Annotated in this window: 25 protein-coding genes; 14 read left to right on the top strand and 11 right to left on the bottom strand. The window is 67.6% G+C overall.

Annotation, left to right across the window (positions count from 1 at the left end; all coding sequences use genetic code 11):
• Positions 1-101 precede the first annotated feature (101 nt).
• Positions 102-341 carry a hypothetical protein gene (locus tag ACZ4TW_RS20790; RefSeq protein ID WP_465545956.1) on the top strand — a complete coding sequence of 80 codons (240 nt, stop codon included), beginning with the start codon at positions 102-104 and terminating at the stop codon, positions 339-341.
• A complete protein-coding gene (locus ACZ4TW_RS20785; RefSeq protein ID WP_465545954.1) occupies positions 342-605 on the top strand; it encodes a hypothetical protein in 264 nt (87 codons plus the stop codon).
• Here the strand turns inward: ACZ4TW_RS20785 and ACZ4TW_RS20780 are convergent.
• Positions 595-1,218 (bottom strand): class I SAM-dependent methyltransferase, encoded by a 624-nt coding sequence (locus ACZ4TW_RS20780; RefSeq protein WP_465545952.1) that lies wholly within the window; start codon positions 1,216-1,218, stop codon positions 595-597. The genes ACZ4TW_RS20785 and ACZ4TW_RS20780 overlap by 11 nt on opposite strands.
• Positions 1,219-1,336: 118 nt before the next feature.
• Here ACZ4TW_RS20780 and ACZ4TW_RS20775 point away from each other — a divergent pair, with 118 nt between their 5' ends.
• Together ACZ4TW_RS20775 and ACZ4TW_RS20770 are read left to right on the top strand one after the other, a co-directional pair.
• Positions 1,337-2,095 carry a VOC family protein gene (locus tag ACZ4TW_RS20775; protein WP_465545950.1) on the top strand — a complete coding sequence of 253 codons (759 nt, stop codon included), beginning with the start codon at positions 1,337-1,339 and terminating at the stop codon, positions 2,093-2,095.
• A 66-nt stretch (positions 2,096-2,161) separates the two neighbouring features.
• Positions 2,162-2,788: a maleylpyruvate isomerase family mycothiol-dependent enzyme gene (locus ACZ4TW_RS20770; RefSeq protein ID WP_465545948.1), complete on the top strand. Its 627-nt coding sequence runs from the start codon at positions 2,162-2,164 to the stop codon at positions 2,786-2,788.
• 1 nt (position 2,789) lies between these two features.
• Here the strand turns inward: ACZ4TW_RS20770 and ACZ4TW_RS20765 are convergent, their stop codons facing one another.
• Complete coding sequence (locus ACZ4TW_RS20765; RefSeq protein ID WP_465545947.1) at positions 2,790-2,972, bottom strand: hypothetical protein; 183 nt, start codon at positions 2,970-2,972, stop codon at positions 2,790-2,792.
• A gap of 209 nt (positions 2,973-3,181) precedes the next feature.
• Here ACZ4TW_RS20765 and ACZ4TW_RS20760 point away from each other — a divergent pair, with 209 nt between their 5' ends.
• The 3 genes from ACZ4TW_RS20760 to ACZ4TW_RS20750 all read left to right on the top strand — a co-directional run bounded on the left by ACZ4TW_RS20760 (position 3,182) and on the right by ACZ4TW_RS20750 (position 7,397).
• The gene (locus tag ACZ4TW_RS20760) at positions 3,182-5,431 is read left to right on the top strand and encodes an FdhF/YdeP family oxidoreductase (RefSeq protein ID WP_465545945.1); all 2,250 of its coding nucleotides are present in this window, start codon (positions 3,182-3,184) and stop codon (positions 5,429-5,431) included.
• Between the two features lie 146 nt (positions 5,432-5,577).
• A complete protein-coding gene (locus ACZ4TW_RS20755) occupies positions 5,578-6,681 on the top strand; it encodes a LysM peptidoglycan-binding domain-containing protein (RefSeq protein WP_465545943.1) in 1,104 nt (367 codons plus the stop codon).
• The gene (locus tag ACZ4TW_RS20750; protein ID WP_465545941.1) at positions 6,615-7,397 is read left to right on the top strand and encodes a hypothetical protein; all 783 of its coding nucleotides are present in this window, start codon (positions 6,615-6,617) and stop codon (positions 7,395-7,397) included. The genes ACZ4TW_RS20755 and ACZ4TW_RS20750 overlap by 67 nt, the downstream gene beginning before the upstream one ends.
• A gap of 34 nt (positions 7,398-7,431) precedes the next feature.
• On the opposite strand, the gene ACZ4TW_RS20745 is transcribed toward ACZ4TW_RS20750, so the two are convergent.
• The gene (locus ACZ4TW_RS20745; RefSeq protein ID WP_465545939.1) at positions 7,432-8,346 is read right to left on the bottom strand and encodes a mechanosensitive ion channel family protein; all 915 of its coding nucleotides are present in this window, start codon (positions 8,344-8,346) and stop codon (positions 7,432-7,434) included.
• 148 nt (positions 8,347-8,494) lie between these two features.
• Between ACZ4TW_RS20745 and ACZ4TW_RS20740 the strand changes: the two genes are divergently transcribed.
• The gene (locus ACZ4TW_RS20740; protein ID WP_465545937.1) at positions 8,495-9,967 is read left to right on the top strand and encodes an MFS transporter; all 1,473 of its coding nucleotides are present in this window, start codon (positions 8,495-8,497) and stop codon (positions 9,965-9,967) included.
• 61 nt (positions 9,968-10,028) lie between these two features.
• Entirely contained in the window at positions 10,029-10,331 is a 303-nt protein-coding gene (gene arr / locus ACZ4TW_RS20735) for an NAD(+)--rifampin ADP-ribosyltransferase (RefSeq protein WP_465545935.1), read from the top strand.
• Here arr and ACZ4TW_RS20730 read toward each other — a convergent pair.
• The 5 genes from ACZ4TW_RS20730 to ACZ4TW_RS20710 form a co-directional block, all read right to left on the bottom strand.
• On the bottom strand, positions 10,322-11,308 hold the full coding sequence (locus ACZ4TW_RS20730; protein WP_465545933.1) for a hypothetical protein: 987 nt from the start codon (positions 11,306-11,308) through the stop codon (positions 10,322-10,324). The genes arr and ACZ4TW_RS20730 overlap by 10 nt on opposite strands.
• A 7-nt stretch (positions 11,309-11,315) precedes the next feature.
• Positions 11,316-11,597 (bottom strand): hypothetical protein, encoded by a 282-nt coding sequence (locus tag ACZ4TW_RS20725; protein ID WP_465545931.1) that lies wholly within the window; start codon positions 11,595-11,597, stop codon positions 11,316-11,318.
• Positions 11,598-11,769: 172 nt separating this feature from the next.
• Complete coding sequence (locus ACZ4TW_RS20720; RefSeq protein WP_465545929.1) at positions 11,770-12,201, bottom strand: PPOX class F420-dependent oxidoreductase; 432 nt, start codon at positions 12,199-12,201, stop codon at positions 11,770-11,772.
• A gap of 55 nt (positions 12,202-12,256) precedes the next feature.
• Positions 12,257-12,697 (bottom strand): VOC family protein, encoded by a 441-nt coding sequence (locus ACZ4TW_RS20715; protein ID WP_465545927.1) that lies wholly within the window; start codon positions 12,695-12,697, stop codon positions 12,257-12,259.
• Between the two features lie 29 nt (positions 12,698-12,726).
• Entirely contained in the window at positions 12,727-13,212 is a 486-nt protein-coding gene (locus tag ACZ4TW_RS20710) for a PPOX class F420-dependent oxidoreductase (protein ID WP_465545925.1), read from the bottom strand.
• An 88-nt stretch (positions 13,213-13,300) separates the two neighbouring features.
• Between ACZ4TW_RS20710 and ACZ4TW_RS20705 the strand changes: the two genes are divergently transcribed.
• Entirely contained in the window at positions 13,301-14,884 is a 1,584-nt protein-coding gene (locus tag ACZ4TW_RS20705; RefSeq protein ID WP_465545923.1) for an amidohydrolase, read from the top strand.
• On the opposite strand, the gene ACZ4TW_RS20700 is transcribed toward ACZ4TW_RS20705, so the two are convergent.
• From ACZ4TW_RS20700 to ACZ4TW_RS20690, 3 genes are read right to left on the bottom strand one after another with little or no spacing between them, the layout of a single operon-like run.
• On the bottom strand, positions 14,869-16,194 hold the full coding sequence (locus ACZ4TW_RS20700) for a DUF2235 domain-containing protein (protein WP_465545921.1): 1,326 nt from the start codon (positions 16,192-16,194) through the stop codon (positions 14,869-14,871). The two genes, ACZ4TW_RS20705 and ACZ4TW_RS20700, sit on opposite strands and share 16 nt — an antisense overlap.
• Before the next feature lie 2 nt (positions 16,195-16,196).
• Positions 16,197-18,803: a helix-turn-helix transcriptional regulator gene (locus tag ACZ4TW_RS20695; protein ID WP_465545918.1), complete on the bottom strand. Its 2,607-nt coding sequence runs from the start codon at positions 18,801-18,803 to the stop codon at positions 16,197-16,199.
• Positions 18,804-18,854: 51 nt separating this feature from the next.
• A complete protein-coding gene (locus tag ACZ4TW_RS20690; RefSeq protein ID WP_465545916.1) occupies positions 18,855-19,649 on the bottom strand; it encodes a hypothetical protein in 795 nt (264 codons plus the stop codon).
• A gap of 190 nt (positions 19,650-19,839) precedes the next feature.
• Between ACZ4TW_RS20690 and ACZ4TW_RS20685 the strand changes: the two genes are divergently transcribed.
• The 4 genes from ACZ4TW_RS20685 to ACZ4TW_RS20670 all read left to right on the top strand — a co-directional run bounded on the left by ACZ4TW_RS20685 (position 19,840) and on the right by ACZ4TW_RS20670 (position 25,309).
• Positions 19,840-20,328, top strand: coding sequence for a Fur family transcriptional regulator (locus ACZ4TW_RS20685; protein WP_465545914.1), 489 nt, complete (start codon positions 19,840-19,842; stop codon positions 20,326-20,328).
• A 36-nt stretch (positions 20,329-20,364) separates the two neighbouring features.
• Complete coding sequence (gene katG / locus ACZ4TW_RS20680; RefSeq protein ID WP_465545912.1) at positions 20,365-22,581, top strand: catalase/peroxidase HPI; 2,217 nt, start codon at positions 20,365-20,367, stop codon at positions 22,579-22,581.
• Between the two features lie 263 nt (positions 22,582-22,844).
• Entirely contained in the window at positions 22,845-24,083 is a 1,239-nt protein-coding gene (locus ACZ4TW_RS20675; RefSeq protein ID WP_465545910.1) for a GTP cyclohydrolase II, read from the top strand.
• On the top strand, positions 24,083-25,309 hold the full coding sequence (locus tag ACZ4TW_RS20670; RefSeq protein ID WP_465545908.1) for a URC4/urg3 family protein: 1,227 nt from the start codon (positions 24,083-24,085) through the stop codon (positions 25,307-25,309). Before ACZ4TW_RS20675 ends, ACZ4TW_RS20670 begins: the two co-directional genes overlap by 1 nt.
• Positions 25,310-25,314 lie beyond the last annotated feature (5 nt).

The raw sequence follows: 25,314 nt of genomic DNA, 5'->3' as shown, positions 1-25,314 counted from the left end.
GGTAGCGGACTACGCATGTGCCGTCCGGCCCCCTCCTCCAAGGTTGTGACATCAGGGCCGCGCCGACGATCCTGCCGCCACCAACCGAATCGAAGGACGCCATGCACAACACTGTTTCAACACTCCGCAAATCTGCTCTGTCACTGGGTATTTCACTATCCGCGGTGCTCATTGTCGGCGGGTGCTCGTCGGGCGATGATCCATCGGGGTCCGGCGGTGGCGGCCAGACCGCAGCCAAGGACACCGGCGGCAGTTACTGCGACCTGTATGCCTCCTACGTCGCCAAGGGGGTCGAAAACTACAACAGCGCTATGTCGATGGATCTGAGCGATCCGAACTAGGTGGCCCAGCAGCAGGAGATCGCCGAGCAGGTGAAGGCCAACGCCGAGGTCTCTGCGGGCGACCTCGAGGCCGCAGCACCACCCGACCAAAAGGCCCTCTACGACCAACTCGAGGCACTCAACGACAAACTCCGGCAGGACCCCATGGCCGATCCTGGCGATGGCATCATCGAGATCCCCAAGCAACTGAACGCGTGGGCCAAGGCACACTGCCCCGCGAAGTATCAGTCCAGCTTCGCCGCGTACGACAAGGTCATCGGCTGAGTCCGCCGTACCGAGCCGTACGGGGTCTACGCCAGACCAGCGCGTACCGGAACATCGGCAACCTCGTCCACTCCATCCCCGGCAGCATCTCACTCGCACACCGACGGATCTCCGCATACGACTCGCGAGGCGCCGTGGTGGGCGCCGAGTGCTGCCAATAGCCTCGCTGCCAGGAGTACCAGCGATGTTGTGCGACCCCGACTACGTCTGCTGCGAAATCCGACACCCGCGTTGATCGCGCCAGACCGACGATCACCAGAACCCCGCCGGGCGAGGTCAACTCCGAGAGCCGACGGAGCGCATCACGCACGTCCGGAAGGTGATGGAGAGTCGCAACGACGGCGACGACGTCGAACGTCCGCCCGAACGGGTAAGTCATCACATCACCCAGAATCCACTCAGCGTCAACCACTTTGGCGCGTGCACTCGCGAGACTCGCCGCATCGCAATCGATTCCGACCACTTCCGGAACGATATCGACCAGGTCGGCAGTCAGCGCACCGTCGCCAGCCCCCACATCGAGGGCGCGACGTGCGTGAACCGGAACAGCATCGAGCACTATCCGGTGGCAATGGGTGTTGTGATTCCACCGATTCCCCTGATCGCTCGTCACTCCCCGACGCTAACGCAGCATCGATGGGCGCGGGACCAACCGGGCCTGTCGTCGAGGGTTCCCTCGCGGCCACTTCCAAGTTAGGGTCACCTAAGCAGACAATCCAGAGAGGACTCCGATGCCGCACGGCGCCGCTTTCGATCACCTCATCCACTGGACCGATGATCTCGCCAGAACCCGCGCGGCCTACGACGCCGCCGCGCTGCCGACCCAGGCCGCACTCACGATGCCCGGGTTCAGCAACGCGGCGTGGGGCATCGACGACGAGCGGTACGTGGAGCTCGCGACTGTCGACGACTGGGAGGCGGCGGCGACGTCGATCTACGCGGGCAGCCTCGGCATCCTTCGACCGGCCATTGCCGCGATGAGCGGTCCCGGCCTCGTGACGTTTGCCGTCAACGTGCCCGACGCCCCCGCGACCGCTGCACGATTACGAACCGAAGGGCGGCAGGTCGACGAGATCGCGGTGCGCCTCGAGGAACACGACGCGGGGTTCGTCGAAGTGTTTGTCCGCGATGCACCGTCGTACTTCCCCTTCTTCATCACCTACGATCCGCCACGCGCCGAGATCGGCCGGATGCGCGCCGAACATCGCGCAGCCGAAGGCATCTCACTGGACGGCCGGCCCGACCTCGTCGCGCTACTGGTCGCAAGCCCGGCACCCGAGGCTGACGCCCGGCTACTCGGCGACCTCGTCCAGTGCCCCGTCGCGGGGACCACCGTGACAATCCCCGACGCCGAGGTCCGCTTCCACCGGGGCAAGACCGTCGGCATCTACGGCATCGCCGTGCGCGGCCCCGACCTGCCGGCCGGTCCCATCGACGTCGACGGCATGACGGTCATCGTCGAGCAGGCATCCCATACCGCACGGTCCTGAGCGCTTGGCCCCCGGCGCGCAGAATCGGCGCCTATGCTGATCAGCATCCGGCGGAAGGTGTCGATCATGCCGACAGATGACGAGATCTTCGCGGCGATCGCCGACGAACGTCGTTCTCTTGCAGCGACTCTGGACACACTGACACCAGAGCAGTGGGCGTCGCCTTCCCTGTGTGGCGACTGGAGCGTTCGGGAAGTCGCGGCCCACCTCGTTGCGCCGCTGGTGGTACCGATGTGGCGCTTCGGGCTGCTGATGCTGCGTGCGCGCGGGAATTTCGACGAAGCGAACAAGGCGATGACGACGCTCGTCGTCCGCGACCACGGGGACGACCTGGTCACGCTCCTCGACGACCGCGCCGACAAGCGCTTCACACCACCGGGACGAGGACCCGCCGCTCCCCTCACCGACATCGTCGTCCACGGGCTCGACATCTGCCGTCCGCTGGGCATCGCGCACAGTGCCCCCGACGACCGTCGACGTGTCGTGCTCGACTTCACCTCCGATCTGACGGGCACCGGCTCGTTCGCGAACTCCGGCCGGCCGGTGCGCTGGGAAGCCACCGATCTCGAGTGGAGCCACGGCAACGGACCGCTGGTCAGCGGCCCGGCAGACGCCCTGATGCTCGCGATCACCGGCCGACCCGATGCGCTGCGCGATCTCACCGGCGACGGCGTCGACGCGCTCACCCTCTAGCTCAAACGGGCAAACCGCGGCCGGCGAGGATCGACTCGGCCCCACCATCGTCGTCAATCTTCACTAGTCTGGATTCGAGTCCGAAGAACGACAGCAGCAGCACGACACCGACGACGAATCCAGGTGCGACATGGATGAGACTCCCGGCGAGGCCACACCCGCCCACATCGACCTCGATGATCATGTCGAGATCCCGTCGGCCCTGGCCGGGACGAATTCGAACGGATCATCGTCTCCCGGATCGCCATCAGCAGGGTCCCTGTCAGCCGGATCCCCGTCAGCAGGGCCCCCGTCAGCAGGGTCACCGTCGACGCCACGCGTGCCCACCAAGGTGCCCGGGCTGATGTCGCCGGGGCCGCGGCAGGGCGGGTACGGCCCCATCACCGCCAAGGAATGGTCCAGGACGATTATCACCACCCCGCCGCCGGCTGGGGCGCCGCATTCTCGGTGGGCAAGGTGCTGCTGACCGAACGCGAACTGGTCCGCGGCACCACCGCGATGATGACGATGAATCACCCGGTCAAGGGCTTCGACTGCCCCGGCTGCGCCTGGCCCGACGATCAGCACGGACTCAAGCTCGACCTGTGCGAGAACGGCATCAAGCACACTACGTGGGAGATGACCCGCAAACGCGTCGGCCCCGAGTTCTTCGCGGCGCACTCGGTCACCGAGCTGGCGGAGTGGACCGATTTCGATCTGGAAGATCAGGGTCGGCTGACCGAGCCGATGAGTTACGACGCCGCCACCGACCGCTATGTTCCGATCTCCTGGGACGACGCGTTCCGACTGGTCGGCCAGACCCTGCAGTCCCTCGACAGCCCTGATCAGGCCGCATATTACACCTCCGGTCGGCTCAGCAACGAGGCGACGTTCCTCTATCAGCTCATGGCCCGCGAGTTGGGCACCAACAACCTGCCCGACTGTTCCAACATGTGCCACGAGGCGTCGGGCCGTGCTCTGACGGCGTCGATCGGCACCGGCAAGGGCACCTGCGATCTCGAGGACTGGGAGCACGCCGACCTCCTCATCGTGATGGGTGTGAACGCGGCGTCGAACGCTCCGCGCATGCTCACCTCGCTGGCGGAGGCGTACAAGCGCGGCGCACAGATCGTGCACGTCAACACGTTCGCCGAGGTGGCCGAGACCCGCACGATCGTGCCGCACGACATCGCCGACATGGCGATGTTCAAGACGACGGGCACGTCGACGATGAACATCCAGGTGCGCCCCGGCGGGGATCTGGCGCTGATGCGCGCGGTCGCGAAGGGGGTCCTGGAGGCCGCCGCCACCGACCCGGACGTCCTCGATCAAGCCTTCCTCGACACCTACACCCACGGGCTCGACGCCTACCGGTCGATCGTGGAGTCGACGACCTGGGATCAGCTCGTCGAGCAGTCCGGTGTAGCCGAGGCGGACATCCGACGACTCGTCGACATGTACCTGGAATCCGGAAAGACCGTCATCAGCTGGTGCCTCGGTGTCACCCAGCACGAGCACGGAGTCGACAACGCGCGCGAGATCGTGAATCTGCTTTTGCTGCGCGGCAATATCGGGCGCGTCGGTGCAGGGCCGTCGCCGGTGCGCGGCCACAGCAACGTGCAGGGCAACCGGACCTGCGGCATCGATCATCGTCCGAGCGATGCTTTCCTCGATCGGCTCGCCGAGGTCTGTCACATCGATCCACCACGGCATCACGGCCTCGACACCGTGAAAACGATCGAGGCGATGCACGACGGTTCACTCGAGGTATTCATCGGAATGGGCGGCAACTTCGTTCTGGCGGCGCCGGATACGGAGTACACGGCGCAGGGCCTGGCCAAGCTCGACCTGACGGTGCAGGTGAGCACCAAGCTCAACCGCAGCCACCTCGTACACGGCCGCACTGCCCTCATCCTCCCCTGCCTCGCCCGCACCGAGAAGGACCTGCAATCCGCAGGGCGGCAAGGGATCACGGTGGAAGATGCGATGAGCATGGTGCATCTGTCCGTCGGGAAACGGCGCCCCGCGTCGTCGTGCTTGAAGTCCGAGCCGGCCATCATCGCCGGCATGGCGGCCGCTGCCCTGCCGAACAGCCCCACCCGCTGGGCCTGGCTCGTCGAGGATTACGACCGCATCCGCGACGTCATGGCGCAGGTGCTGCCCGGATTCGACGGCTTCAACCGACTCATCGCCAACCCCCTGGGTTTCCGTATCCCGCAGCCTGCCCGGGAACGGGTCTTCCTGACGCCGAGCGGCCGTGCGGAGTTCTCACACGCGGGGCTGCCCGACATCATCCCCGACGACGCCGACATGCTGGTGCTGCAGACGATGCGCTCGCACGATCAGTGGAACACCACCATCTACTCGGCGAATGATCGCTATCGCGGTGTCAAGAACCTGCGCGAGCTGGTGTTCATGAACGCCGACGACATGTCCCGGCGCGGCATCGCCGAGGGTGACTTCGTCGACGTCGTCGCCACCTCGGTAGACGGCAGCCGCCGGGCCGTGCACCGGTACCGGGCGCTGGCCTACAACACCCCCGTCGGCAGCGCCGCGGGTTATATGCCGGAGATGAATGTGCTGTTGGGGCCCAAGGATTTCAGTACCCAGAGCGATCAGCCGATGATGAAGCAGTTGCGCGTGCACATCGCACCCTCGCGCTGACCGTTGCGCTGAACTGCTGATCGCTACGCCGCACGCCACCGCAAGACAGGTAGTCCACTACTCACGCCACGCTCGGCACCTGGTCCTACCGTTCCTTTCATCCGACGACGCCGTGCCCGACGACGTCTCCGGGCGAAGGAGTCGTGATGGACAGTGTCACACCGTCGGCACAATCGCCGACACCACCGGAGCCGATCGCGTTCCGTCTGCTCCGCCCCGTCGATCTCGTCGATCTCCGGTGCAACGCCGTCGGCTGTCGTCTGGTCCCCGACGCCCCGCCTCCTCCACCGCCACCACCGAAGGCTCCGCCGCCGCTGGCGCACCACACGGTGGTGCCCGGTGACACGCTGTGGGATCTGGCGGTCCGCTTCTACGGCGATGGCACACGCTTCCCGCTGATCGCCGGCGCCAATCACATCCCGAATCCCAACCTGATCTTCCCCGGACAGGTCCTGGTCATTCCGGCGCCACCCGGTCCACCGCCGAGCCCGCCGGCGGCACCATCGCCACAGACCTACACCGTCGCCGCAGGTGACACGCTGTGGGACATCGCAGAACGGTTCTACGGCAATCCTTTTCGCTATCACGACATCGCCAACGCCAACGACGTCCCCAATCCCGACCTGATCTTTCCCGGGCAGGTGCTGGTCCTTCCCGGACTAACCAAGCCCGGTGGCGGCACGACGCCACCGCCGCCGACGACCGGTTCGCATCTCGTCGCCGAGGCCGACGACGCGCATCTCATCGTCGTCCTCGGACCGCAGAACATCTACGAGGAGAGCACCGTTCGCGACGCGAATCACAATCCACCGGTGGTGCCCGATGTGGCCCGCGCCGTCGCCGCCGACGATTCGCGGATCGTCTTCGAATTACCCAAGGGCACAACGGTTCCGTTCGTCACCGCCGACATACTCGGTCTGCTGACGACCCTCGGTCTGCGGGTCGCTCCGCTGGCCGTCCCCCGGCCGACGGCAGCCGAACCGCGCACACCGGAGGCGACGGTCACCCCGACCGCTCCCGCCGCCGATGTCACCGCCATCGAGGCGCCCTACCGGCTCATCGTGTCCCCCGATGTCCACGGTGGCTTCACCCACAGCGCACAACCCGCAATCCCGCCGGGCGATCCGCACCGCAGCGAACTGTGGCACACCCGCCTCGGGATCCGATCATCGCGGGCCCGCGGATGGCGAACACCTATGAGGTGCCCGTCCTTCCGGCGTGGCAGCAACGCGCCGCCCAGCTGGCCCTGACCCCGCAGACCGAACCCGGCCGGCCGATCGGCCATGTCCTCAAGCCCGCCACCACGGGCACCGCGGCGCAGCCGGATCAGGTCGTCAACGCCTACCTCTACCGCCCAGAGTTCGACGCCACGCGCAAACTCTGGTTCGCCGACATCATCCTCGACGGCGAGAACGCCATCTGGCCGTTCCTGCGACTGTCCATCGCGCGGTATCAACCCAATTCGATTGCCGGAGCCGACTTCTCCGAGACGGTCGCCACCGACTTCGTCCCGCTACCGCCCGAGCGGATCACCACCGTCAACCGACCCGACGACGAGTCGGTGCGGGTGACGATGAGCGGGGTCAGCGCGGTGACGGTGACTTCCGGCACCGATCGGGTCACCCGCCCCCGCGACGACGCCTCACTGGTCGCGGCGTTGGCGGCATCGCGCCGGGTGACGGTGACGCTGCAGGCCCGCGATGCGACGTCGACGTCTGATCTGGAGTGGACCGACGTGCGCTCGACGGCGTGTGAGATCACCGGTGCGGACCTGTCGACGTTCCGGGCGACCTGGAGCGCGGCGCTCCCGCTGGATTCCGCCGCGCGACTGCAGACTCCGGGCGCGGCCACGGATCTGCGGGTGCTGATCGAGGAGTTCGAGCTGCTCGCCGCCGACCCGCGCCCCGGTGAGCAGAGCAACGGCACCACCGAGCGCCTCATCTACGCAGACCATCTACCACTGTGACGCCGACAGCACAGCGACACACAGCGGCGACAATTCACTCGGGTACCGCACCCACCAGCTGCCCGTGGGGATTCGGTAGCGCGATCCCGTTCGCCTCGTAGGCACGCAGGACCGACCTGCGCATGGTGCGGGCGACGGCCCACTGAGCATTGGGCTTCGTCCGCACCGTCATCCGCAGGGTGACCTGGGTGTGGGTGACGTCCTGGACCCCGAGCATCACCGGCGCGTCGAGCACGTCGTCGGCGATGTCGTCGTCGGCGACGACACGGCTCGCAGCCTCGAGGGCGACCTCCTGGGCGCGGTCGAGATCCGCCGAGAGAGCCACCGGCACCTCGATGCGGGCCACGGCGTACTCCTGGCTCATGTTGCCGACCCGCACGATCTCACCGTTGCGGACGTACCAGAGCGTGCCGTCGATGTCGCGGACCGTGGTGATGCGCAGACCGACGGATTCGACGGTGCCCGACGCCTCACCGAGATCGACGACATCACCGACGCCGTACTGATCCTCCAGCAGCATGAAGACGCCGGTCACGAAGTCGCGCACCAGATTCTGCGCGCCGAAGCCGATCGCCAGGCCGAGGATGCCGGCGGACGCGAGGAACGGCGCGATGTTGACGCCGAGCACACTGAGCACCGACAACACCAACCACACCAGCAGGACGATGGAGACCGTCGACTTGAGCACGGAACCGATCGTCGTCGCGCGTTGGGCGCGCCGTTCGGCGATGGCCGGGTTGCGGCGCGCACCGGTCCGTTCCCGCAGGTGACGGACCAGCGCCGGTGGCCGACCCTGCGGATCGCGGCGCGTCGCCCGATCGATCATGCGGTGCAGCACGAACCGGATGAGCAGGGCGGCCAGCAGATACGCCCCGATTCGCGCCGGGTTCTCGATCAACCACTCGCGATTTGTCTCCGTCCATTCGAAAGCAAACTGTTGGACACTCATGGATCCGACCGTACGGATGATCCGTGCGGTTTCAAGTTGCGTCGGTCCTCTCTGCGCGGGCGTGGTTCTTGCGGACCGAATCTGTCCCCGATTGCCCCTAGCGTCGTGGTTGTCCGTTCCGGCACCTCGATGCACCAAGGAGCATCCGATGACCGCTTCAACCACCGATCTATCCGAACTCTCCGGCCGCACAGGCGAACTCATGTCGGGCAGAGCCCGCACGGTCGCGCTGATCTGTCTGCTCGCGGCGTCGTTCATGGAACTCATGGACGCGACCGTCGTGAACGTCGCACTACGCACCATCCAGGACGATGTGGGAGCGTCACCGACCAGCCTGCAGTGGATGGTGGCAGGCTATCCGCTCGCCTACGCGGTGGGCCTCATCCTGGGTGCGCGCCTGGGCGACAACATCGGCCGGCGCATCATGTTCGTCATCGGCCTGGCCGCCTTCGGCGCGGCGTCGCTGGCCTGCGGGCTGGCCGACGGTCCCGCCGAACTCGTCGTGTTCCGGGTGTTGCAGGGCGGCGCCGCGGCCCTGATGGTGCCGCAGGTGCTCAGCAACATCCAGGTGCTCTATCCGCCGGCCGAACGTGGCACGGCGATGGGAATGTTCACCGCGGTCATCGGTCTGGCGGCGGTGACCGGGCCCGTCCTCGGAGCGATCATCACCAGTGGTGACTGGTTCGGACTCTCCTGGCGTCCGATCTTCCTGATCAACGTGCCGCTCGCCGTCATCGCGATCATCGCCGCACTCGCCTTCATCCCGGAAACGCGCGCGCAGAGCAAGGCACCCATCACGCTCGGGTCGGCGGCACTGTTGGGCGGATCACTCGCCGCGATCATGCTGCCCATCACGCTGGGCCCCGAGAACGACTGGCCTGCTTGGGGTTTCCTGTTGATGGCGGGCGGGGGCATCGGGCTGGGGGTGTTCGCCTATCTGCAGATCCGTCAAGCCCGCACGGGCACCGAACCGATGGTGCCGCCGGAGCTGTTCGAGACGCGCTCGTTCACCACCGGCCTGCTGGCGTTCGGTGTACTCATGGTGACCACGGGAGGATACTTCCTGATCCAGACGCTGCACGTGCAGTTGGCGCTGGGCTGGTCGGTGTTGCACACCGGGCTCATGTGGATTCCGTTCTCCCTCGCGGTACCCATCTCGGCGGGACTGGCCGCGACCATCCTCGCCGCACGGATGGGCAAGCATGTCCTGCAGCTGGGTGCTGCCGTCCTCGTCATCGGCATGGTGTTGATGTACGCGGCCGAGGGATCGGCTCATCCGGGACTCTGGTTCGCCGTAGCGCTCGCCGTCGCCGGGTTCGGTTTCGGCGCGATCTTCGGCGCCTCCGGATTGTTGGTGCTCAACGACGTCCCGGTGCGGCTCGCCGGTGCGGCGTCGGGGGTGTTCAACACCGCACAGGCGCTCGCGGTGGGTCTCGGCGCGGCGATCGTCGGCACCGTGTACAACACGGTGGGTGAATCGGATGGACTCGAATCCGGTTATCGCACATCAATTCTGGTGATGATCGGATTTGTCGTGATGGGCGCTCTGATCTCGCAGACGATGCCCGCCCGACGGGTTACACCGAGCACCGACGGACAGGGTGTCGCAGCCGTCCACTGATTGATCCCTTTTGAGGATATGCCCGGGCAGGGGGCTTGCCGCAAGCCCCCTGGCCGGGCGGATGATGAATCATGTTTACGTGACGAAGACCCTCGACGCCGCGACCTGGGGAGCCGAGATGGCAACCGGTGACGGGCGCGGGCACATCTACCTTGTCGAGCCGGAGGGTCCCGTCGAGGACGATCCGAATGTCACGGACAAGAAGCTGCCGGGCAATCCGACGCAGTCGTTCCGGACCAGAGCACCGGTCCGGATCGTCGGTGAGCTCACCGACTGGGTGGGCCACTCCCCCGAGCAGATCCAGGGCATGCTCGACGGCCTCGCCGAGTTACGGCGCACCGGAAAGGCCGTCATCTACGACTGATCGGCTCTACGACTGATCGGCCCGGCCCGCTCGGCGAGATCCTCGACGAATGCCGCCACTGCGTCGAAGGCGGCCTGCGCCTCCCGCAGATCGTCGACGGCCGCCGCCGACGCCGCGGACGCGGATTCCGACTGTTTGCGGGCGAACCGGAGTTCGTCCTCAACCCGGCCGAGTTCGGCTTTCAGTTCGTCGCGCCGCGCCACGAGATCGGCGGCTTCCGTGTGGGCGGCGGCCAGGTCCTGCGCGGCGTCCTCGGCGACCTCACGGGCATGATCGCGTGCTTCCCCCGCGGCCTCGAGGGTCTCCCGGGCCGCCCGTAACCGCTCGGCCGCCGCGGCAGCGGCGGCCGGGTCGTCTGCGGCGGCCGCGTCGTCTGCGGCGGCTCGGTCTGGATCGGTCGAGTCACCCGTGGTGTCGGCGGAGTCCGCGTGAGTCGATCCGGCGTCACTCGGGTTCGTGTCGCCGACCGTCTCCGGCGGCGAACTCTGGACCAGGAACACCGAGGCCGGTCCGAAGCCGCTGTACTCGGCCGACGTCTCGAGTCGCCCACCGCGCAGCTGCTCGAGCACCTCGGAATCGGCTGCCGCGGCCCGCAGCGTCTGTGTGATCTCACGAAGTGCGTTGCCGGACAGCGTGACCCCTGCGTCGGCGGCGACCGACACGATCGACGACGACGTGGCGTCGACGAGCGCGGAGCGTCGCGCGGACAGGGTGCGGATCTCCGCGGCGGACGAACGCCGTTGTGCGGCAACCAATTCCGTGGCGAGATCCGCGAGATCGGCGACCTGATCGGGTTCGGCGCGGACCCACCGATTGATCGCCCACGCCACCTGGGTCGGTTTGCGTAGTGCGGCGATACGCTTGGCGAGGTCGGCGTCGCCATCGGCCTTCGCCTCGGCTGCGAGCGTGGTGCGTCGGGCGACGAACTCGGACGGCGCAACGCCGTACAGATCGTCGACGGCGTCGTCGAAGGTCACCGCATCCTCACGCGACGAGCACGGGACGCCTGCGCACCTGGGTCCGGTAGATGACGCCCCCGAACAGCGCTTCCTGGATCAGTTCGTCGGCGAGGTAGCTGTCGATCTCCATCGGCTCCCAGTCGCCGTGACGGTCGGCGTAGGCGGCGAGGAACGGCACAACGTTGACAGTGGTGAGTTCGAAGGTCTCCCCGCCGAGATCGGAGATCACCGCGACCGACACACCATCCCAGGATTCGACGTGCGCCCAGTGCCGAATGCCACACCCCTCGATCGCCTCGATGAGCAACCGTCGGGCATACGGCGCGTAGCGCGCGGCATCACCGTGGCGCATCATGTCGATTCGGGTACTCACCGATCACCTCGCAGGCCGCTTACGGACGAGCTCACTTCTCGCGACCGTACCCGACACCCAGGCTCCGGCACAGGTGTTGCAAGGTCCGCCCCGGCAGGTGCGGGCGTCAGCGCAGCTTCGCGCCGTAGACGCGGGTGATGCTCAGCGCCATCAGCACCCGCCGGTCGTCGACCATGACCTGCCGGTACTCGTCCCAGTCGGGGTGCTCGCCGGCGCCGAGGCGGTAGTACTCGACGAGTGCGTCGACCTCGGGTCCGTTGGGGTCGGTGCCCGGGCCGGTCAGGGTGACGTCGCCCTCGGCGGTGGCCCAGGTGAACCCGTCCGGTCCGGTGAACTCGATCGCCGCGCGCGGGTCGCGGCGCAGATTGGCTGTCTTGGCGCGCCCCTGCGTCATCGACACGTAGATCGTGTCGGCGTCGCGGTCGTACACGGCGGTGATCGGTGAGAGCTGTGGCACGCCCGACGATTTGATGGTTGCCAGGATGCCGAGCTTGGTCTCGGCGATGAGGTCGCGGGGATCGAACGATGACTCGGTCATGTCAATGCCAACCTGTCGTGCGGTGCGGACATTCCGGCTCGGGGCGCGCAGGACCTCAATCCAGGCAGAATTCGTTGCCCTCGGGATCGGCGAGCACGATATGCCCGCCACCCATCGGTGGACTCGGTTCGTGACGCGCCAACCGCGTGGCGCCGAGGGCCACGAGCCGCGCGCATTCCGCCTCGTGCGATGCCATGCGCTCATCCCCCACGAGTCCCGGCGCGGACCGCACATCGAGGTGCACCCGATTCTTCGCCGACTTCCCCTCGGGCACCCGTTGAAAGAAGATCCGGGGTCCGGTACCCGTCGGATCCACGATCGCCGACGCATCGTTGCGGCGTTCCGGCGGAACCCCGAACGCCTCGAGCGCGGCGTCCCACGTCGCGAAACCCGGTGGCGGATCCTGGATTCGGTATCCGAGGACCTCGGCCCAGAACGCCGCCAGCGCGCCCGGATCACCGCAGTCGAAGGTCACCTGGGAATTCGTGTGCGCCACCGTCGTTTTCACTCATGGCTCGCCACCCCTCAGGCGTCCGCGGCGTCGAGCCGGGCGGCGACGTCGGCGGGGAATCCGCCGGTCGCGATCGGGCCCCAGCGGGTCGGGGTGATGCGGATCAGGGACTTGTTCTGCAGACGCATTGCCGCGCGGTACTCGTCCCAGTCGGGAGGCTCACCGGCGATGCTGCGGAAGTAGTCGACGAGGGCATCGGCGGCGTCTGGCATGTCGATCACCTCGGCGGTGCCGTCGACCTGCACCCACGCACCATTCCATTCGTCGGAGAGCACGCAGACACTGACCTGCGCGGTGCGTCGTGCGTTGGTGGCCTTCGCCCGATCCGGGTAGGTCGAGATGACGATCCGACCGTGATCGTCCACGCCCCCGGACACCGGCGACAGCTGGGGGCGTCCGTCTGCCCGTGCGGTGCTCAGCAGCATCTGGTGGCGAGGCCGGATGAACTCGAGAAGTCCGGAGAGGTCGACGGCATCGGAGGTTGCGACTGTTCTGCCCATGCACTCACGCTACGCCCGGCGGCCGGCACCGGGTGTGAGCTCGCCGGATCACATTGCGCGAGGGCCGCGTAACGCGCATCGTCGACTCATGGACCGCAACGACGCCGCGCCGGCGATCCTCATCCGGGCCGCCCGCCTCGTCCCCGTCGGTACGGCCGCACCCACCACCGAACCCGTCGATCTGCGCATCCGTGCTGGACGGATCGTCGACCTCGCTGAGACGCTGACGTCGAGGCCCGACGACGAGATCCTCGACGCCGACGGCCGCTGGGCGTCGCCCGGGTTGTGGGATCACCATGTGCACATGAGCTGGTGGGCGCAGACCCGCACCCGGCTCGACGTCTCGTCGGCCCTCTCGCCGCAGGACACGGCGACGCTGGTCGCACATCATCTGGCCGCTCAGACGAATCCGCCGCCGATCGTCGTCGGATTCGGTTTCCGTCCGGCCCGCTGGGACAGGCAGCCGCGCACCGCCGACCTCGATGCGGTGAGCCCCGCTGTGCCGGTTGTACTTTCCAGCGGCGACGGCCACACCGGATGGCTGAACTCGGCGGCGTGTGCGCTGCTGGATGTTCCGCCGCGCGACGGCCCGCTGACCGAGACGCCCTGGTTCGCCGTGCAGGATGATCTCGCACGCGCAGTGGCACAGACCGAGGACATCGATGGCCTCGTCGCGGCCGCCGTCGATGATGCGGCCGCCCGCGGGATCGTGGGGATCGTCGATTTCGAATTCAGCAACACCCTCGACGGTTGGCGCGCCCGATTCGCCACACGTGGGGTCGGGCTGCGGGTGCGCACGGCGATCTATCCGGACCGTCTCCCCGAATGCCGGGCCGCCGGTTTCCACACGGGATCACATCCTCCCGAAGGCGCCGGGATGCTGGAGGTGGGGCCGCTGAAGATCTTCGGCGACGGCTCCCTCAACGCCCGAACCGCATGTTGCTTCGACGATTACGCCGACGCCGCGGCACTGGAATCGCCTCGCGGACAATGCATCTACGACGTCGACGAACTCAGTTCCCTGGTCGCCCACGGCCACGCGTCGGGCATGAACATCGCGCTGCACGCGATCGGTGATCGCGCGGTGGACATGGCGTGCACCGCATTCGAGGCGACCGGGGCACGTGGCCGCATCGAACACGCCCAACTGGTCCGGTTCGCGGAGATCGCACGAATGCGGGCAGCGGGAATCACCGCCAGTGTGCAACCCGCGCATCTGCTCGACGACCGTGCCGTCACCGACCAGTGTTGGCCGGATCGGGCCGACCGCAGCTTCGCGCTGCGTTCGATGCTCGACGGCGGCGTCACGCTCGCACTCGGATCGGACGCGCCGGTCGCCGCCCTCGACCCGCGGCTGTCGATGGCCGCAGCGATCCATCGTGGTCCGGTCGACGAGCCCGCCTGGCATCCCGAACAGGCGCTGACACCACAGCAGGCATGGGCGGCCTCCACCGACGGGCAAGGGACACTACGGATCGGATCGAGGGCCGACATCGTGCTACTCGACGCGGATCCGTTCGCGCCGATCCGCGGTTCGGCCGACACCACCGCGACCGAGACCACCACGACCGACACCACCGCGACCGACACGGCCGCGGCGGCGCGGCGCATCCGACAGATCGGCGTCGAGGCGACGCTGATGAACGGCGAGATCACCTACGCCGGTTGGTGATCCGAGTCCGTTGGTCGGGTGACGTCGGCCGAGGTCAATTCGGCGAAGGTGGGAGCGCGGATGCAGAGCTTGTCGAGGAGCCCCTGCCGCTCGGCGGGCGGCGTGTCCGCCAGGAGGGTCTCCACCCAGTCAAACCACTGTGCGACATTGGGATTGGTGTTCGGCTCCGACCGCACTGCTCGGGCATACGCCGACGTCTCGATGTGCACGTTGTACGGGTAGCCGGGACCCACGGAGGGCGGGATGTCGGTGGGCGGCAGCAGTGCACGCTGCGCCGCGGACAGCGGCGGCGTCACGACGGTGGGATTCAGTGTGCGCCATCCGATACGGAAGAGCGTCATGAACGGATCCCACATCCTCCGTCGACGCATCCGCTGCTGGATGCGGTCGACGAGGTTGGTGAGGCGGTAGCCCGCGTTCATGGGATTGTCGTTGCCGGTCTTGCAGGACCCTGTGTTGCGGTGTGCCCCTAGGCGTTCGAAGTCGATGGCCAACCGCGCGCGGTCTCCGTACTGGCCCGCGCCCGCCGCCTCCTGCGCCATCCAGAACAGCGACTTGTCCGAGTAGAAGCAGTCGTCGTAGCCACCGCCGACGTCGGTGTGCACGCCGTCGAACCAGACCTGCACGAGATCCCGATGCCACCCACCCCACAGGCACGGCGCAAAGACGCGACGCCGGTCGGCAAGGGCGAGCGCCTGACGCGCGGAGCGCACCATGGGCGACAGACTCACGTTGTGGAATTTGTACTTCGACCCGGAGAATCCCGGAATACCCAGCGCCCCAACCGTATCGAAGACGCCGAGAAAGTCTATGGCCACCGCGTCGGCGGGATGCACGGTGAGCTCACCCAGGGCCTCGGTGTGCTCGGGAACCTCCGGCGGCTGCCGGCGCCGATCCTTCGCCTGCGGCCGGGTCCGGTAGAGGGTGTTGGCCTTTCCGAGCTGGTTGCCGGCGACGCCCGCCGGCGTCAGCAGGCCGACGTGATCGATCATCCCGCAGAGGCTGCGCGCGGTGTAGGCGCCGCGGCTGAAGCCGAAGACGAAGACCCGGTCGCCGGGCTCGAAGTTCAGCGCGAGGAATCGGTAGCAGTCGGAGATCGCGTCGTCGAGTCCGAGTCCGAGGGCTCCGGCGAGAAGCCGCTCGAGCCAGATTCCGGTGGCGCCCACACCTTTCGAATAGTGCACGATCTGCGGTTCACCACGGGCATCACGCAACTGGATCGACCGCGCGATCTTCTCCACGTTGGAGACATCCTTTTCGTCGGCGCGCTTCCACGTGCCGTCGCAGCACACCACGAGTGTCTTGGGCATCGTCACTGCCCTCCGGCGAGCATGGCACCGAGCGCCGCACGATCGGTGACGTCGAGTTTGGTGCAGGCACGGTAGATGTGCCCTTCGACGGTCCGCACCGACACCACCAGCCGATCCGCGATCTCCTTGTTGCTCAGGCCGACCGCGACGAGATTCGCGATCTCGCGTTCACGCGCGGTCAGCGGCAGCGGATGTGCCGACTCCACCATCGCCGGCGTCCGCAGGCCGCCGCAGCGCACCGAGAGCCGCGTCGCCGACGCCGCCGACGCGGCCATCGCCGAGGTGCGGTCCGCGCGGTCGTGCAGGGTGGCGGCCGCAGCGGCGGCATCCGCGGCCGAGAGCAGCGCGCCGATCTCCTCGAATTCCGTCGACGACTTGTCCAGTGCCGCCGCGTCCTGATCGGCCGCGGCGCGCGCGTGACGCGCGTATGCGCCGATCAGCACACCGTCGAGTTGCTCGGCGAGTTCGCCGAGACGATCGGCGATCTCACCCTCGGTCGCACCGAACCGCACGGCGGTGTGCAGGGCCTCCGCCTCGATCGCGAACTGCCCGCTGGCCGCCGCCTCCGCCGCGACCCGACGCGCCGTGGCGATGGCGATCGACGTGGTTCCGGTCGACGCCTGCTGCCACGCCCGCGCGATGCCCAGCTGGTGCGAGAACACCGCAACGCTTGAGCCATAGGCGTCCGCAGCGGCGGCGATCGCGGCCTCCGCGGCATCCGAATTGCCCAGTGCCGCTTGGGCTTGCGCGAGTTGGAAGTGTGCCGGGAACACCCAGGTGACGCTCTGGTCATGGCGGACCGCGGCCAGTGTCTGCGCGGCACGTTGCACCACCGCGGGCAGATTTCCTCGCGCCAGCTCCACCGCGTTCATGTGGATTCCGGACAGCGCCCACGACAGGTACTGACCGGCCGAACTGAAGGCGACATAGCGTTGTGCCGCATCGGTCGCGGCGTCGAAGCGACCGGTCAGCGTCAACGCGAGGATCTCGCCGTAGCCGGCGGGGAATCGCAGATTGCCGTCGGTGCGGACCTCCGCCTCCCGTCCGCGGGTGGCGATCGCGGCGACCTCGTCCCCGCGGCCGGCGAGGGCGCGGACGAATCCTCCGCCGAACACTGCGAACTCCACCGCCCACGGCGATGCGTCGTCGGCGTCGAGGACGCGGTCACTGAGTTCCAGAGCGCTCGGCAGGTCGTTCTCGAAGACGGCGCATGCCGAGCTGACCCCGGCGACGATGAGCGCCAGCGCCGGCGTGGTGATGCGCTCGGTGAGCAACTCGATGACCTCGTTGGCGCCGTCGGCGTTGTTGAGTCCACCCCAGAACAGCGTCGCGATGCGCTGCAGACCCCAGATGAGCAACTCCACCTCGGGCAGGGCGTCCGCGTCGAAGGCCAGCATGACCTGCTCGGCCTCCTGCCCGCGCCCCTGCCACATCAACGCGCGGGCCAGCAACGATGCGGCCGCGATGCCGCCGCCGGCGTCGGTGGCGCCGCGGGCGAAACGCTCGCCGAGCGGAACGTCGCCGAGCATCAGGGCGTCCCGTGCCGCGTGACCGAGGAGATCGGCGTCGACCGACTCGTCGCTGTCGAGGGCGAGACCGGCGAGCCGGATCCGGTCCGACGCGGTGACGACGTTGCGGGCCCCGAGCGCCTTGACCAGTTGCCCGCGCAGGCGGCGCGACGACGCGAACCCGAGGCGCCGGCGGATGACATCACCGAAGAGCGGGTGGGCGTAGCGCACGCTGAGCGCACGGCCCTCGCGGCTGATGCGGATGAGTCCGTCCACCTCGGCGCCCTCCACCGCCTCGTCGCCGGCCAGATCGGCGAGGACGTCGAGGTCGATGGGTTCACACAGAGCGAGCAGCTTCAGCAGGTGGAGGACATCGTCGTCGAGTTGATCGACCCGATTCTCCAGCAAGGACGCCAGTTCCGACGTGACCGAGGCACGTCCACGTAACTGCCACACACCGCCGACCTGTCGCAGCGCACCCGATTCCAGCGCGCCCTGCACCAGATGCTTGAGGAACAGGGCGTTGCCACCGGAGGCCTCCCACATCAGACCGGCGGAGAGCCCTTCCAACTGACCCCCGAGCATTCGCTCGATCAGTTCCACACTCTGCGCTTCGGTGAACGGAGACAACGTGATCCGCAGGACGTGATTGTCCTTCCACAGATTGGTGATGGCGTCCGGGACGGATTCGCCGCTGCGGATGGTGGCGATGATGTGCACGGCCCGGTCGATCGCGAGTTGATGCAGCAGCGTCGCGGACAACTCGTCGAGGAGATGGGCGTCGTCGACGCCGATGACCAGATGACCGTCGGCGAGCAGCGACTCGCGCGCCGCGGCCAGATACGTGACGGGGTCGCTGGATGTCGCGGGGCCCACCAGATGAGCGAAGACACCCAACGGGATTCCGCGTGCGGACTCGGTGCCCGCGACCCACCGGACGCTGAGATCCATGTCCCCGATGGCGTGGCGCGCAAGGGTCGTCTTGCCGACGCCTGCATCCCCGGTCAGGATGACCCCGCACCCCGCCGACGTCGCCGTGAAAGCGTCACGGATTCGCTGATATTCGCGCTCGCGCTCCAGTATGGGCCAACTCTGTGGCATACCTGAGAGTTTAGGCCCTGATCCGGCCTTCTAGCAGCGCAATCAGGGGTTTTACGAGCGTTGATCTCGGGTTGCAGGAAGGCGTGTGAGGCGGCGCTCACCGAACTTCGCAAACCCGACGCCGTCGAGGATCGGGGAGGACATGTGCTCGGCGTGCACGATCGCGAGGTCGGCGCCGTGGGCGTGCGCGTCCCGCAGTCGCGCGGCGGTCAGCGCGCGGTACACACCCCGGCCCCGCGCGGACTCCCGCACGGCCGCGCCGAACATCCGGGCCACCGAACCGACCTGCATGTACCCGGCGGCACCGACCGATGACCCGTCGACATCGGCGAGGAAGAGGCCCGCGTGATCGGAGATCTCGCCGAGACCCTCGAGTGCGGTGCGCTCGTGCAGGATCGGCGGCGGATATCCGAACACCTCGGTGGTGATCGCGGCGAATTCGGCATCCGATGCCGGCGAGTCGGCGGGGCGGATGACGATGTGGTCCGGATTGGGCAACGCGGCGAGCGTGGCGTCGGTGATGATCAGTGCACGGATGTCGATGACCGCCACCGTCTGCGCGCCGCGCCGACGCAGATCGGCGTCGTCGATTTCGGCGAACAATCCGGGCCCGACGGTCATGCGTAACGACGCGGCACCGCGCCCGCGCGCCAGAGCCAACGCGGCGTCGAGGACGTGCAGCGGATCGGTGACGTCACCGCGGTAATTGAGCAGCGTCACCTCGTAGTCGAGGTGATAGAACTCGAGGCCGTCGACGATTCCGTAGACCGAACGCGGCGGATGCCACGACGAGCGCCACCGCTGCGACTGCGCGACGATCCGTTCGGCAGTCCAGCCTGCTGACACCCCGGGACTCCTGTCGATAGGCATTACCGCGGATTCCACCCTATTAGGTGAGCCTCACTTGAGGTCCGAGAGAGGCACACACCGCCGGCGCGCCGTTCATCGCAGCATCCTGACCGGGACTTTCTGCCCTATTTTTGATCAGTTCCAGAAATGCGAGACATCCGGCCAGCCGCGCCCTATGGTGTAGATCGTGAGTACAGCCCAGGAACTCGCGGAACAGTTGCGCGCCGCCGACCTTCGGGTCACCCGGCCGCGGCTCGCAGTGCTCGCGGCTGTTGCGCAACACCCTCACGCCGATACCGACACCCTCGTCGGTGCCGTGCGCACCACCCTTCCGGACGTCTCGGTTCAAGCGGTCTATGACGTACTGCGTGCCCTGACCTCGACCGGACTCGTGCGTCGTATCCAGCCCTCCGGACACGTCGCGCGCTACGAGACACGCATCGGCGACAACCACCATCACGTGGTGTGCCGAGTCTGCGGCGTCATCGGCGACATCGACTGCGCTGTCGGCGAGGCCCCGTGTCTGACCCCCTCCGATGATCACGGCTTCATCCTCGACGAGGCCGAGGTCATCTACTGGGGCCTGTGCCCCACCTGCGCCGCAGCCGCGGCACCCCCGGCGAACGAGGAGACCTCGTCCGCACCCACGTCATCCGACTCGGGATCACACTCGTGATCACAGCCCGAATCACCCTCTCCCGAAAGGAAAGTCATGGCTGACAACGCCGCCGAGCATCCGCCCATCGCGGAGGCCAACACCGACGCCGGAGAAGCCGGCGGGTGTCCGATGCGCATCAAGCCGCCCGTGGAAGGCGGTGGCAACCGCGACTGGTGGCCCAACCAGCTGAACCTCAAGCTGCTCGCCCATGACCCCGCCGTCGTGCGTCCCTACACCGAGGACTTCGATTACGACGCCGAGCTCGCCGGCCTCGATGTCGACGGCCTCGTCGCCGACCTGAAGTCGCTCATGACCGACTCGCAGTCCTGGTGGCCCGCCGACTTCGGCCACTACGGCCCGTTCTTCATCCGCATGTCGTGGCACGCCGCCGGTACCTACCGCGTCGAGGACGGCCGCGGCGGTGCGGGTGCGGGTATGCAGCGTTTCGCACCGCTCAACAGCTGGCCGGACAATGCGAGCCTGGACAAGGCCCGCCGACTGCTGTGGCCGATCAAGAAGAAGTACGGCAAGGCACTGTCGTGGGCGGACCTGCTGGTGCTCGCCGGCAACGTGGCGCTGGAGGACATGGGCTTCCGCACCGCGGGATTCGCCTTTGGCCGCAAGGACGAGTGGGAGCCCGAAGAGGTCTACTGGGGCCCCGAGGCCGAGTGGCTCGGCGACGAGCGCTACACCGGAAAGCGGGATCTGGAGAACCCGCTCGCGGCTGTCCAGATGGGTCTGATCTACGTCAATCCCGAAGGCCCCAACGGCAATCCGGATCCGCTGGCCTCCGCCGTGGACATCCGCGACACCTTCGGCCGGATGGCCATGAACGACATCGAGACGGCCGCCCTGATCGTCGGTGGCCATACCTTCGGCAAGACCCACGGCGCGGGCGACGCCGAACTCGTCGGTCCCGAACCGGAGGCGGCACCGATCGAGCAGCAGGGTCTCGGCTGGAAAAGCGGCTACGGCACCGGCAAGGGTATCGACGCCATCACCAGCGGCCTGGAGGTCATCTGGACCCATACGCCGACCAAGTGGGACAACAGCTTCCTGGAGATCCTGTACGGCAACGAGTGGGAGCTGTTCAAGAGCCCGGCCGGCGCCAACCAGTGGCGTCCGAAGGACGGCGGTTGGGCCAACTCGGTCCCGGAAGCGTTCGGCAACAAGAAGACTCACCCGTCGATGCTGACCTCCGATCTCGCGATGCGGATGGATCCGATCTACGGCGAGATCACCCGCCGCTGGCTCGATCATCCCGAGGAGCTCGCCGACGAGTTCGCGAAGGCATGGTTCAAGCTGCTCCACCGCGATCTCGGTCCGGCCGTCCGCTACCGCGGACCCCTGGTGCCGTCGGAAACCTACATCTGGCAGGACAATGTGCCCGCCCCGCAGGGAACCGTCGTCTCCGACGCCGAGATCGATTCGCTCAAGAATCAGATCCTGTCGTCGGGCCTCACCACCTCGCAGCTGGTCAAGACCGCGTGGGCGGCGGCGTCGTCGTTCCGTGGCAGTGACAAGCGCGGCGGCGCCAACGGCGGCCGCATCCGTCTGCAGCCGCAGGCCGGCTGGGAGGTCAACGAGCCCGACGAACTGGCCCAGGTCCTGAGCAAGCTCGAGTCGATCCAGGAGTCGTTCAACGCCGAGGGCGCCTCGGTCTCCCTGGCCGACCTCGTCGTCCTCGGCGGCTCCGCGGCCGTGGAGAAGGCGGCCAAGGATGCCGGCTACGACATCTCGGTGCCGTTCACCCCGGGTCGCACCGACGCCTCGCAGGAGGAGACCGACGTCGACTCGTTCGCTCACCTCGAGCCCAAGGCCGACGGCTTCCGCAACTACGAGGGCAAGGCGAGCGAACTGCCCGCCGAGTACCGCCTCATCGACAAGGCGAACCTGCTGACCCTCTCGGCTCCCGAGACGACCGTGCTGGTCGGCGGCCTGCGTGTGCTGGGCGCCAACTACAAGGATTCGGCACACGGCGTGCTCACCGCGACCCCCGGGAAGCTGACGAACGACTTCTTCGTCAATCTCCTGGACATGAGCACCGAGTGGAAGCCGTTGCCTGCCGACGACGGCACCTACGTCGGCTCCGATCGCGACACCGGCGAGACACGCTGGACCGGTACCCGCGCCGACCTGGTGTTCGGTGCCAACTCGCAGTTGCGTGCCCTCGCCGAGGTCTACGCACAGGACGACGCCAAGGAGAAGTTCGTCAAGGACTTCGTCGCGGCGTGGACCAAGGTGATGGATCTCGACCGTTTCGACGTCTGATGTTCATCTGATGTCGAGGTGAGACACCTCCACGACGATGCCCCGTGTGCTCGCGCCGCGGGGCATCGTCGTCTTCCGCATCTGCCGTGGAGGACGGTGAGCGGCATTGTCGCCGAACGGTTTTCCGCCCACCCGGCGGGAAACACCGAACGTGGCTATGCTGGTGCCTTCCCGTCGGGCAGTGGCGCCCGTCGGGTTCCGATGTTTTTCGGGTCGCTACTCGAAGGTGCGCACCACGGCACCGACGAAAGAGGTGGAACACCATGGCAGCAGGCCACATCCGGCTGACCTCGCACAGCGGCGGCTCCGACGCGCCGCCGATCCACTGGGGTGCGAGCACCGCAGTCGAACGCGGGCCGGTGATCGGCACCACGGGAACGCGCGGGCATCGCAATGTCATCGGCACCCATAGCGGTTCCTACGGCGTATATCGCGCCCTCGCCGTCGCCGCGGGCGCGCTCTCCCGCGAGCACCGCGCCGACCTGACCAACACCTCACCGACCGACATGATCGGCCCGTTTCCGCAGTGGTCGGACGCCAAGGCGATGGTGAGCATCGATCCGTGGGGCGCCATGATCGCCGACGCCTTCCCCGGGTATCTCGCCGACGGATTCGACATCCGCCCGACCATCGCCGTCACCAAGGCCCATGTCATCCTGCCGGAGGTCGCCGACGCCATCGCCAAGGGACGCCTCGTGCCCGACGGGTCGGTATTGCTTCCCAACGGCGCGGCGCTCGTGACCAAGGCCGCCATCGAGCCCGTGTGGTACCTGCCGGGAGTGGCCGAACGCTTCGGCTGCAGCGAATCCGCTTTGCGCCGAGCGCTTTTCGAAGAGACCGGCGGCATGTATCCGGAGCTCGTCACCCGCTCGGATCTCGATGTCTTCCTCCCGCCCATCGGCGGGCAGACCCTCTACATCTTCGGCGCCGCGGCCGATCTCGCGAATCCGTCGGTCGAGCTGACCGCGCGCGTCCACGACGAGTGCAACGGATCGGACGTCTTCGGCTCCGACATCTGCACCTGCCGTCCGTACCTCACCCACGCCATCGAGGAATGTATCCGCGGCACCCAGCGCGGCGGCGTCGGACTGATCTCGTACTCCCGCAAGGAGGGGCGTGCGCTAGGTGAGGTCACCAAGTTCCTCGTGTACAACGCCCGCAAGCGCCAGGAAGGCGGCGACACCGCCGATCAGTACTTCGCGCGCACGGAATGTGTTGCGGGGGTGCAGGATATGCGCTTTCAGGAGCTCATGCCCGATGTCCTGCACTGGCTGGGCATCACCAAGATCCACCGCCTGGTCTCGATGAGCAACATGAAGTACGACGCCATCACCGGGTCCGGTATCGAGGTCGGCGAGCGCGTCAACATCCCCGACGAACTCGTCCCCGACGACGCCCGTGTGGAGATCGACGCCAAGATGGCGGCCGGCTACTTCACCCCCGGACCCGTTCCCGACGCCGACGCCCTCAAGCAGGTCAGGGGCCGGGGACTGGAGGGCTGATGCCGGCCGTGCACGACACGAGCGCCGTCACGCTGCTGCGCTCCACCGACACCATCCGGGCGCGCGCCCGTGAACTGCTGGCCCGGGCGCGGGCCGGCGAGTCGACGTGGTTCGTCGTCGACGACGCCGCGATGCTCGCGACGGCGTCCACGGTGGCGTCGGTGACCCGCACCAACTATCCGGATCTCGCGATCCCGTATCACAGCCGGTGGCGCCATTTCGAGGCCGGCGGAGTCGATCGTCGGGCGACCCTCGACGCAGCCCTCGTCGGGCACGACACGGCCGAGAAGGCGCGTGCCATGGTCGATCTCACGGTGATCAGCGTGCTCCTCGACGCCGGCGCCGGACCCTCCTGGTCCTTCGAGGCTCCCGACGGGGGTGTGTACGCGCGCTCGGAGGGCCTCGGCGTCGCCAGTTTCCATGCCTTCGTCGAGGGCATGTTCTCGAGCGACCCGAGCGATCCGCTGCGCGCCGACGCCACCGGCCTGCGCGCGGTGACCGTCGACGATCTCGCCCGAGCTTTCGCGGTCACCGAGACCAACCCGCTGGTCGGGCTCGCCGGCCGCGTAGATCTGCTCCATCGCCTCGGCGACGTCGTCGCCTCGACGCAGTCCCCCGCCTGCGACCGGCCGGGAATGATCTACGACGCGGTGATCGACTCCGCCGACGAGCGCGGGCGTGTCACCGCCCACCGAATTCTCGACGAGGTTCTGGAATCGTTCACCCCGATCTGGCCGTCGCGCGGCGAGATCGACGGAATACCCCTGGGCGACTGCTGGTTCCACGCATCCGTCGACGGCCCCGGGCCGACCGCCGGGTGGATGCCGTTCCACAAGCTCTCCCAGTGGCTCACCTACTCGCTGCTCGAACCGTTCGAATGGTCGGGGGTGACCGTCGACGGGCTCGACGCCCTCACCGGACTACCCGAGTACCGCAACGGCGGACTCCTGCTCGACACCGGGGTGCTGACGTTGCGCGACCCGTCGTGGGTCGAGGAGGTCTGGCCGGCGGACAGCGAACTCATCGTCGAATGGCGGGCGCTGACCGTCGCGCTGCTCGACGAGATGGCACCACTGGTCCGCACCGAACTCGGCGTCGACGACGCCGCACTCCCCCTGGCCTGCATCCTCGAGGGCGGGACGTGGGCTGCGGGACGTGTTCTGGCACAACAATTCCGGGGCGGACTCCCGCCTCTGGAACTCGACAGCGACGGCACCGTCTTCTGACAGCA

The sequence above is a fragment of the Agromyces sp. NPDC029043 genome (genome assembly GCF_055564615.1).
This window is presented reverse-complemented; position numbering and strand designations above follow the sequence as displayed.

What these genes read in the sequence shown, in the direction of transcription:
- ACZ4TW_RS20790 (WP_465545956.1), top strand. Translation starts at nt 102, where the DNA reads ATGCACAACACTGTTTCAACACTCCGCAAATCTGCTCTGTCACTGGGT.
- ACZ4TW_RS20775 (WP_465545950.1), top strand. Translation starts at nt 1,337, where the DNA reads ATGCCGCACGGCGCCGCTTTCGATCACCTCATCCACTGGACCGATGAT.
- ACZ4TW_RS20770 (WP_465545948.1), top strand. Translation starts at nt 2,162, where the DNA reads ATGCCGACAGATGACGAGATCTTCGCGGCGATCGCCGACGAACGTCGT.
- ACZ4TW_RS20765 (WP_465545947.1), bottom strand. Translation starts at nt 2,972, where the DNA reads ATGATCATCGAGGTCGATGTGGGCGGGTGTGGCCTCGCCGGGAGTCTC.
- ACZ4TW_RS20760 (WP_465545945.1), top strand. Translation starts at nt 3,182, where the DNA reads ATGGTCCAGGACGATTATCACCACCCCGCCGCCGGCTGGGGCGCCGCA.
- ACZ4TW_RS20755 (WP_465545943.1), top strand. Translation starts at nt 5,578, where the DNA reads ATGGACAGTGTCACACCGTCGGCACAATCGCCGACACCACCGGAGCCG.
- ACZ4TW_RS20750 (WP_465545941.1), top strand. Translation starts at nt 6,615, where the DNA reads ATGGCGAACACCTATGAGGTGCCCGTCCTTCCGGCGTGGCAGCAACGC.
- ACZ4TW_RS20745 (WP_465545939.1), bottom strand. Translation starts at nt 8,346, where the DNA reads ATGAGTGTCCAACAGTTTGCTTTCGAATGGACGGAGACAAATCGCGAG.
- ACZ4TW_RS20740 (WP_465545937.1), top strand. Translation starts at nt 8,495, where the DNA reads ATGACCGCTTCAACCACCGATCTATCCGAACTCTCCGGCCGCACAGGC.
- arr (WP_465545935.1), top strand. Translation starts at nt 10,029, where the DNA reads ATGATGAATCATGTTTACGTGACGAAGACCCTCGACGCCGCGACCTGG.
- ACZ4TW_RS20720 (WP_465545929.1), bottom strand. Translation starts at nt 12,201, where the DNA reads ATGACCGAGTCATCGTTCGATCCCCGCGACCTCATCGCCGAGACCAAG.
- ACZ4TW_RS20710 (WP_465545925.1), bottom strand. Translation starts at nt 13,212, where the DNA reads ATGGGCAGAACAGTCGCAACCTCCGATGCCGTCGACCTCTCCGGACTT.
- ACZ4TW_RS20705 (WP_465545923.1), top strand. Translation starts at nt 13,301, where the DNA reads ATGGACCGCAACGACGCCGCGCCGGCGATCCTCATCCGGGCCGCCCGC.
- ACZ4TW_RS20700 (WP_465545921.1), bottom strand. Translation starts at nt 16,194, where the DNA reads ATGCCCAAGACACTCGTGGTGTGCTGCGACGGCACGTGGAAGCGCGCC.
- ACZ4TW_RS20695 (WP_465545918.1), bottom strand. Translation starts at nt 18,803, where the DNA reads ATGCCACAGAGTTGGCCCATACTGGAGCGCGAGCGCGAATATCAGCGA.
- katG (WP_465545912.1), top strand. Translation starts at nt 20,365, where the DNA reads ATGGCTGACAACGCCGCCGAGCATCCGCCCATCGCGGAGGCCAACACC.
- ACZ4TW_RS20675 (WP_465545910.1), top strand. Translation starts at nt 22,845, where the DNA reads ATGGCAGCAGGCCACATCCGGCTGACCTCGCACAGCGGCGGCTCCGAC.
- ACZ4TW_RS20670 (WP_465545908.1), top strand. Translation starts at nt 24,083, where the DNA reads ATGCCGGCCGTGCACGACACGAGCGCCGTCACGCTGCTGCGCTCCACC.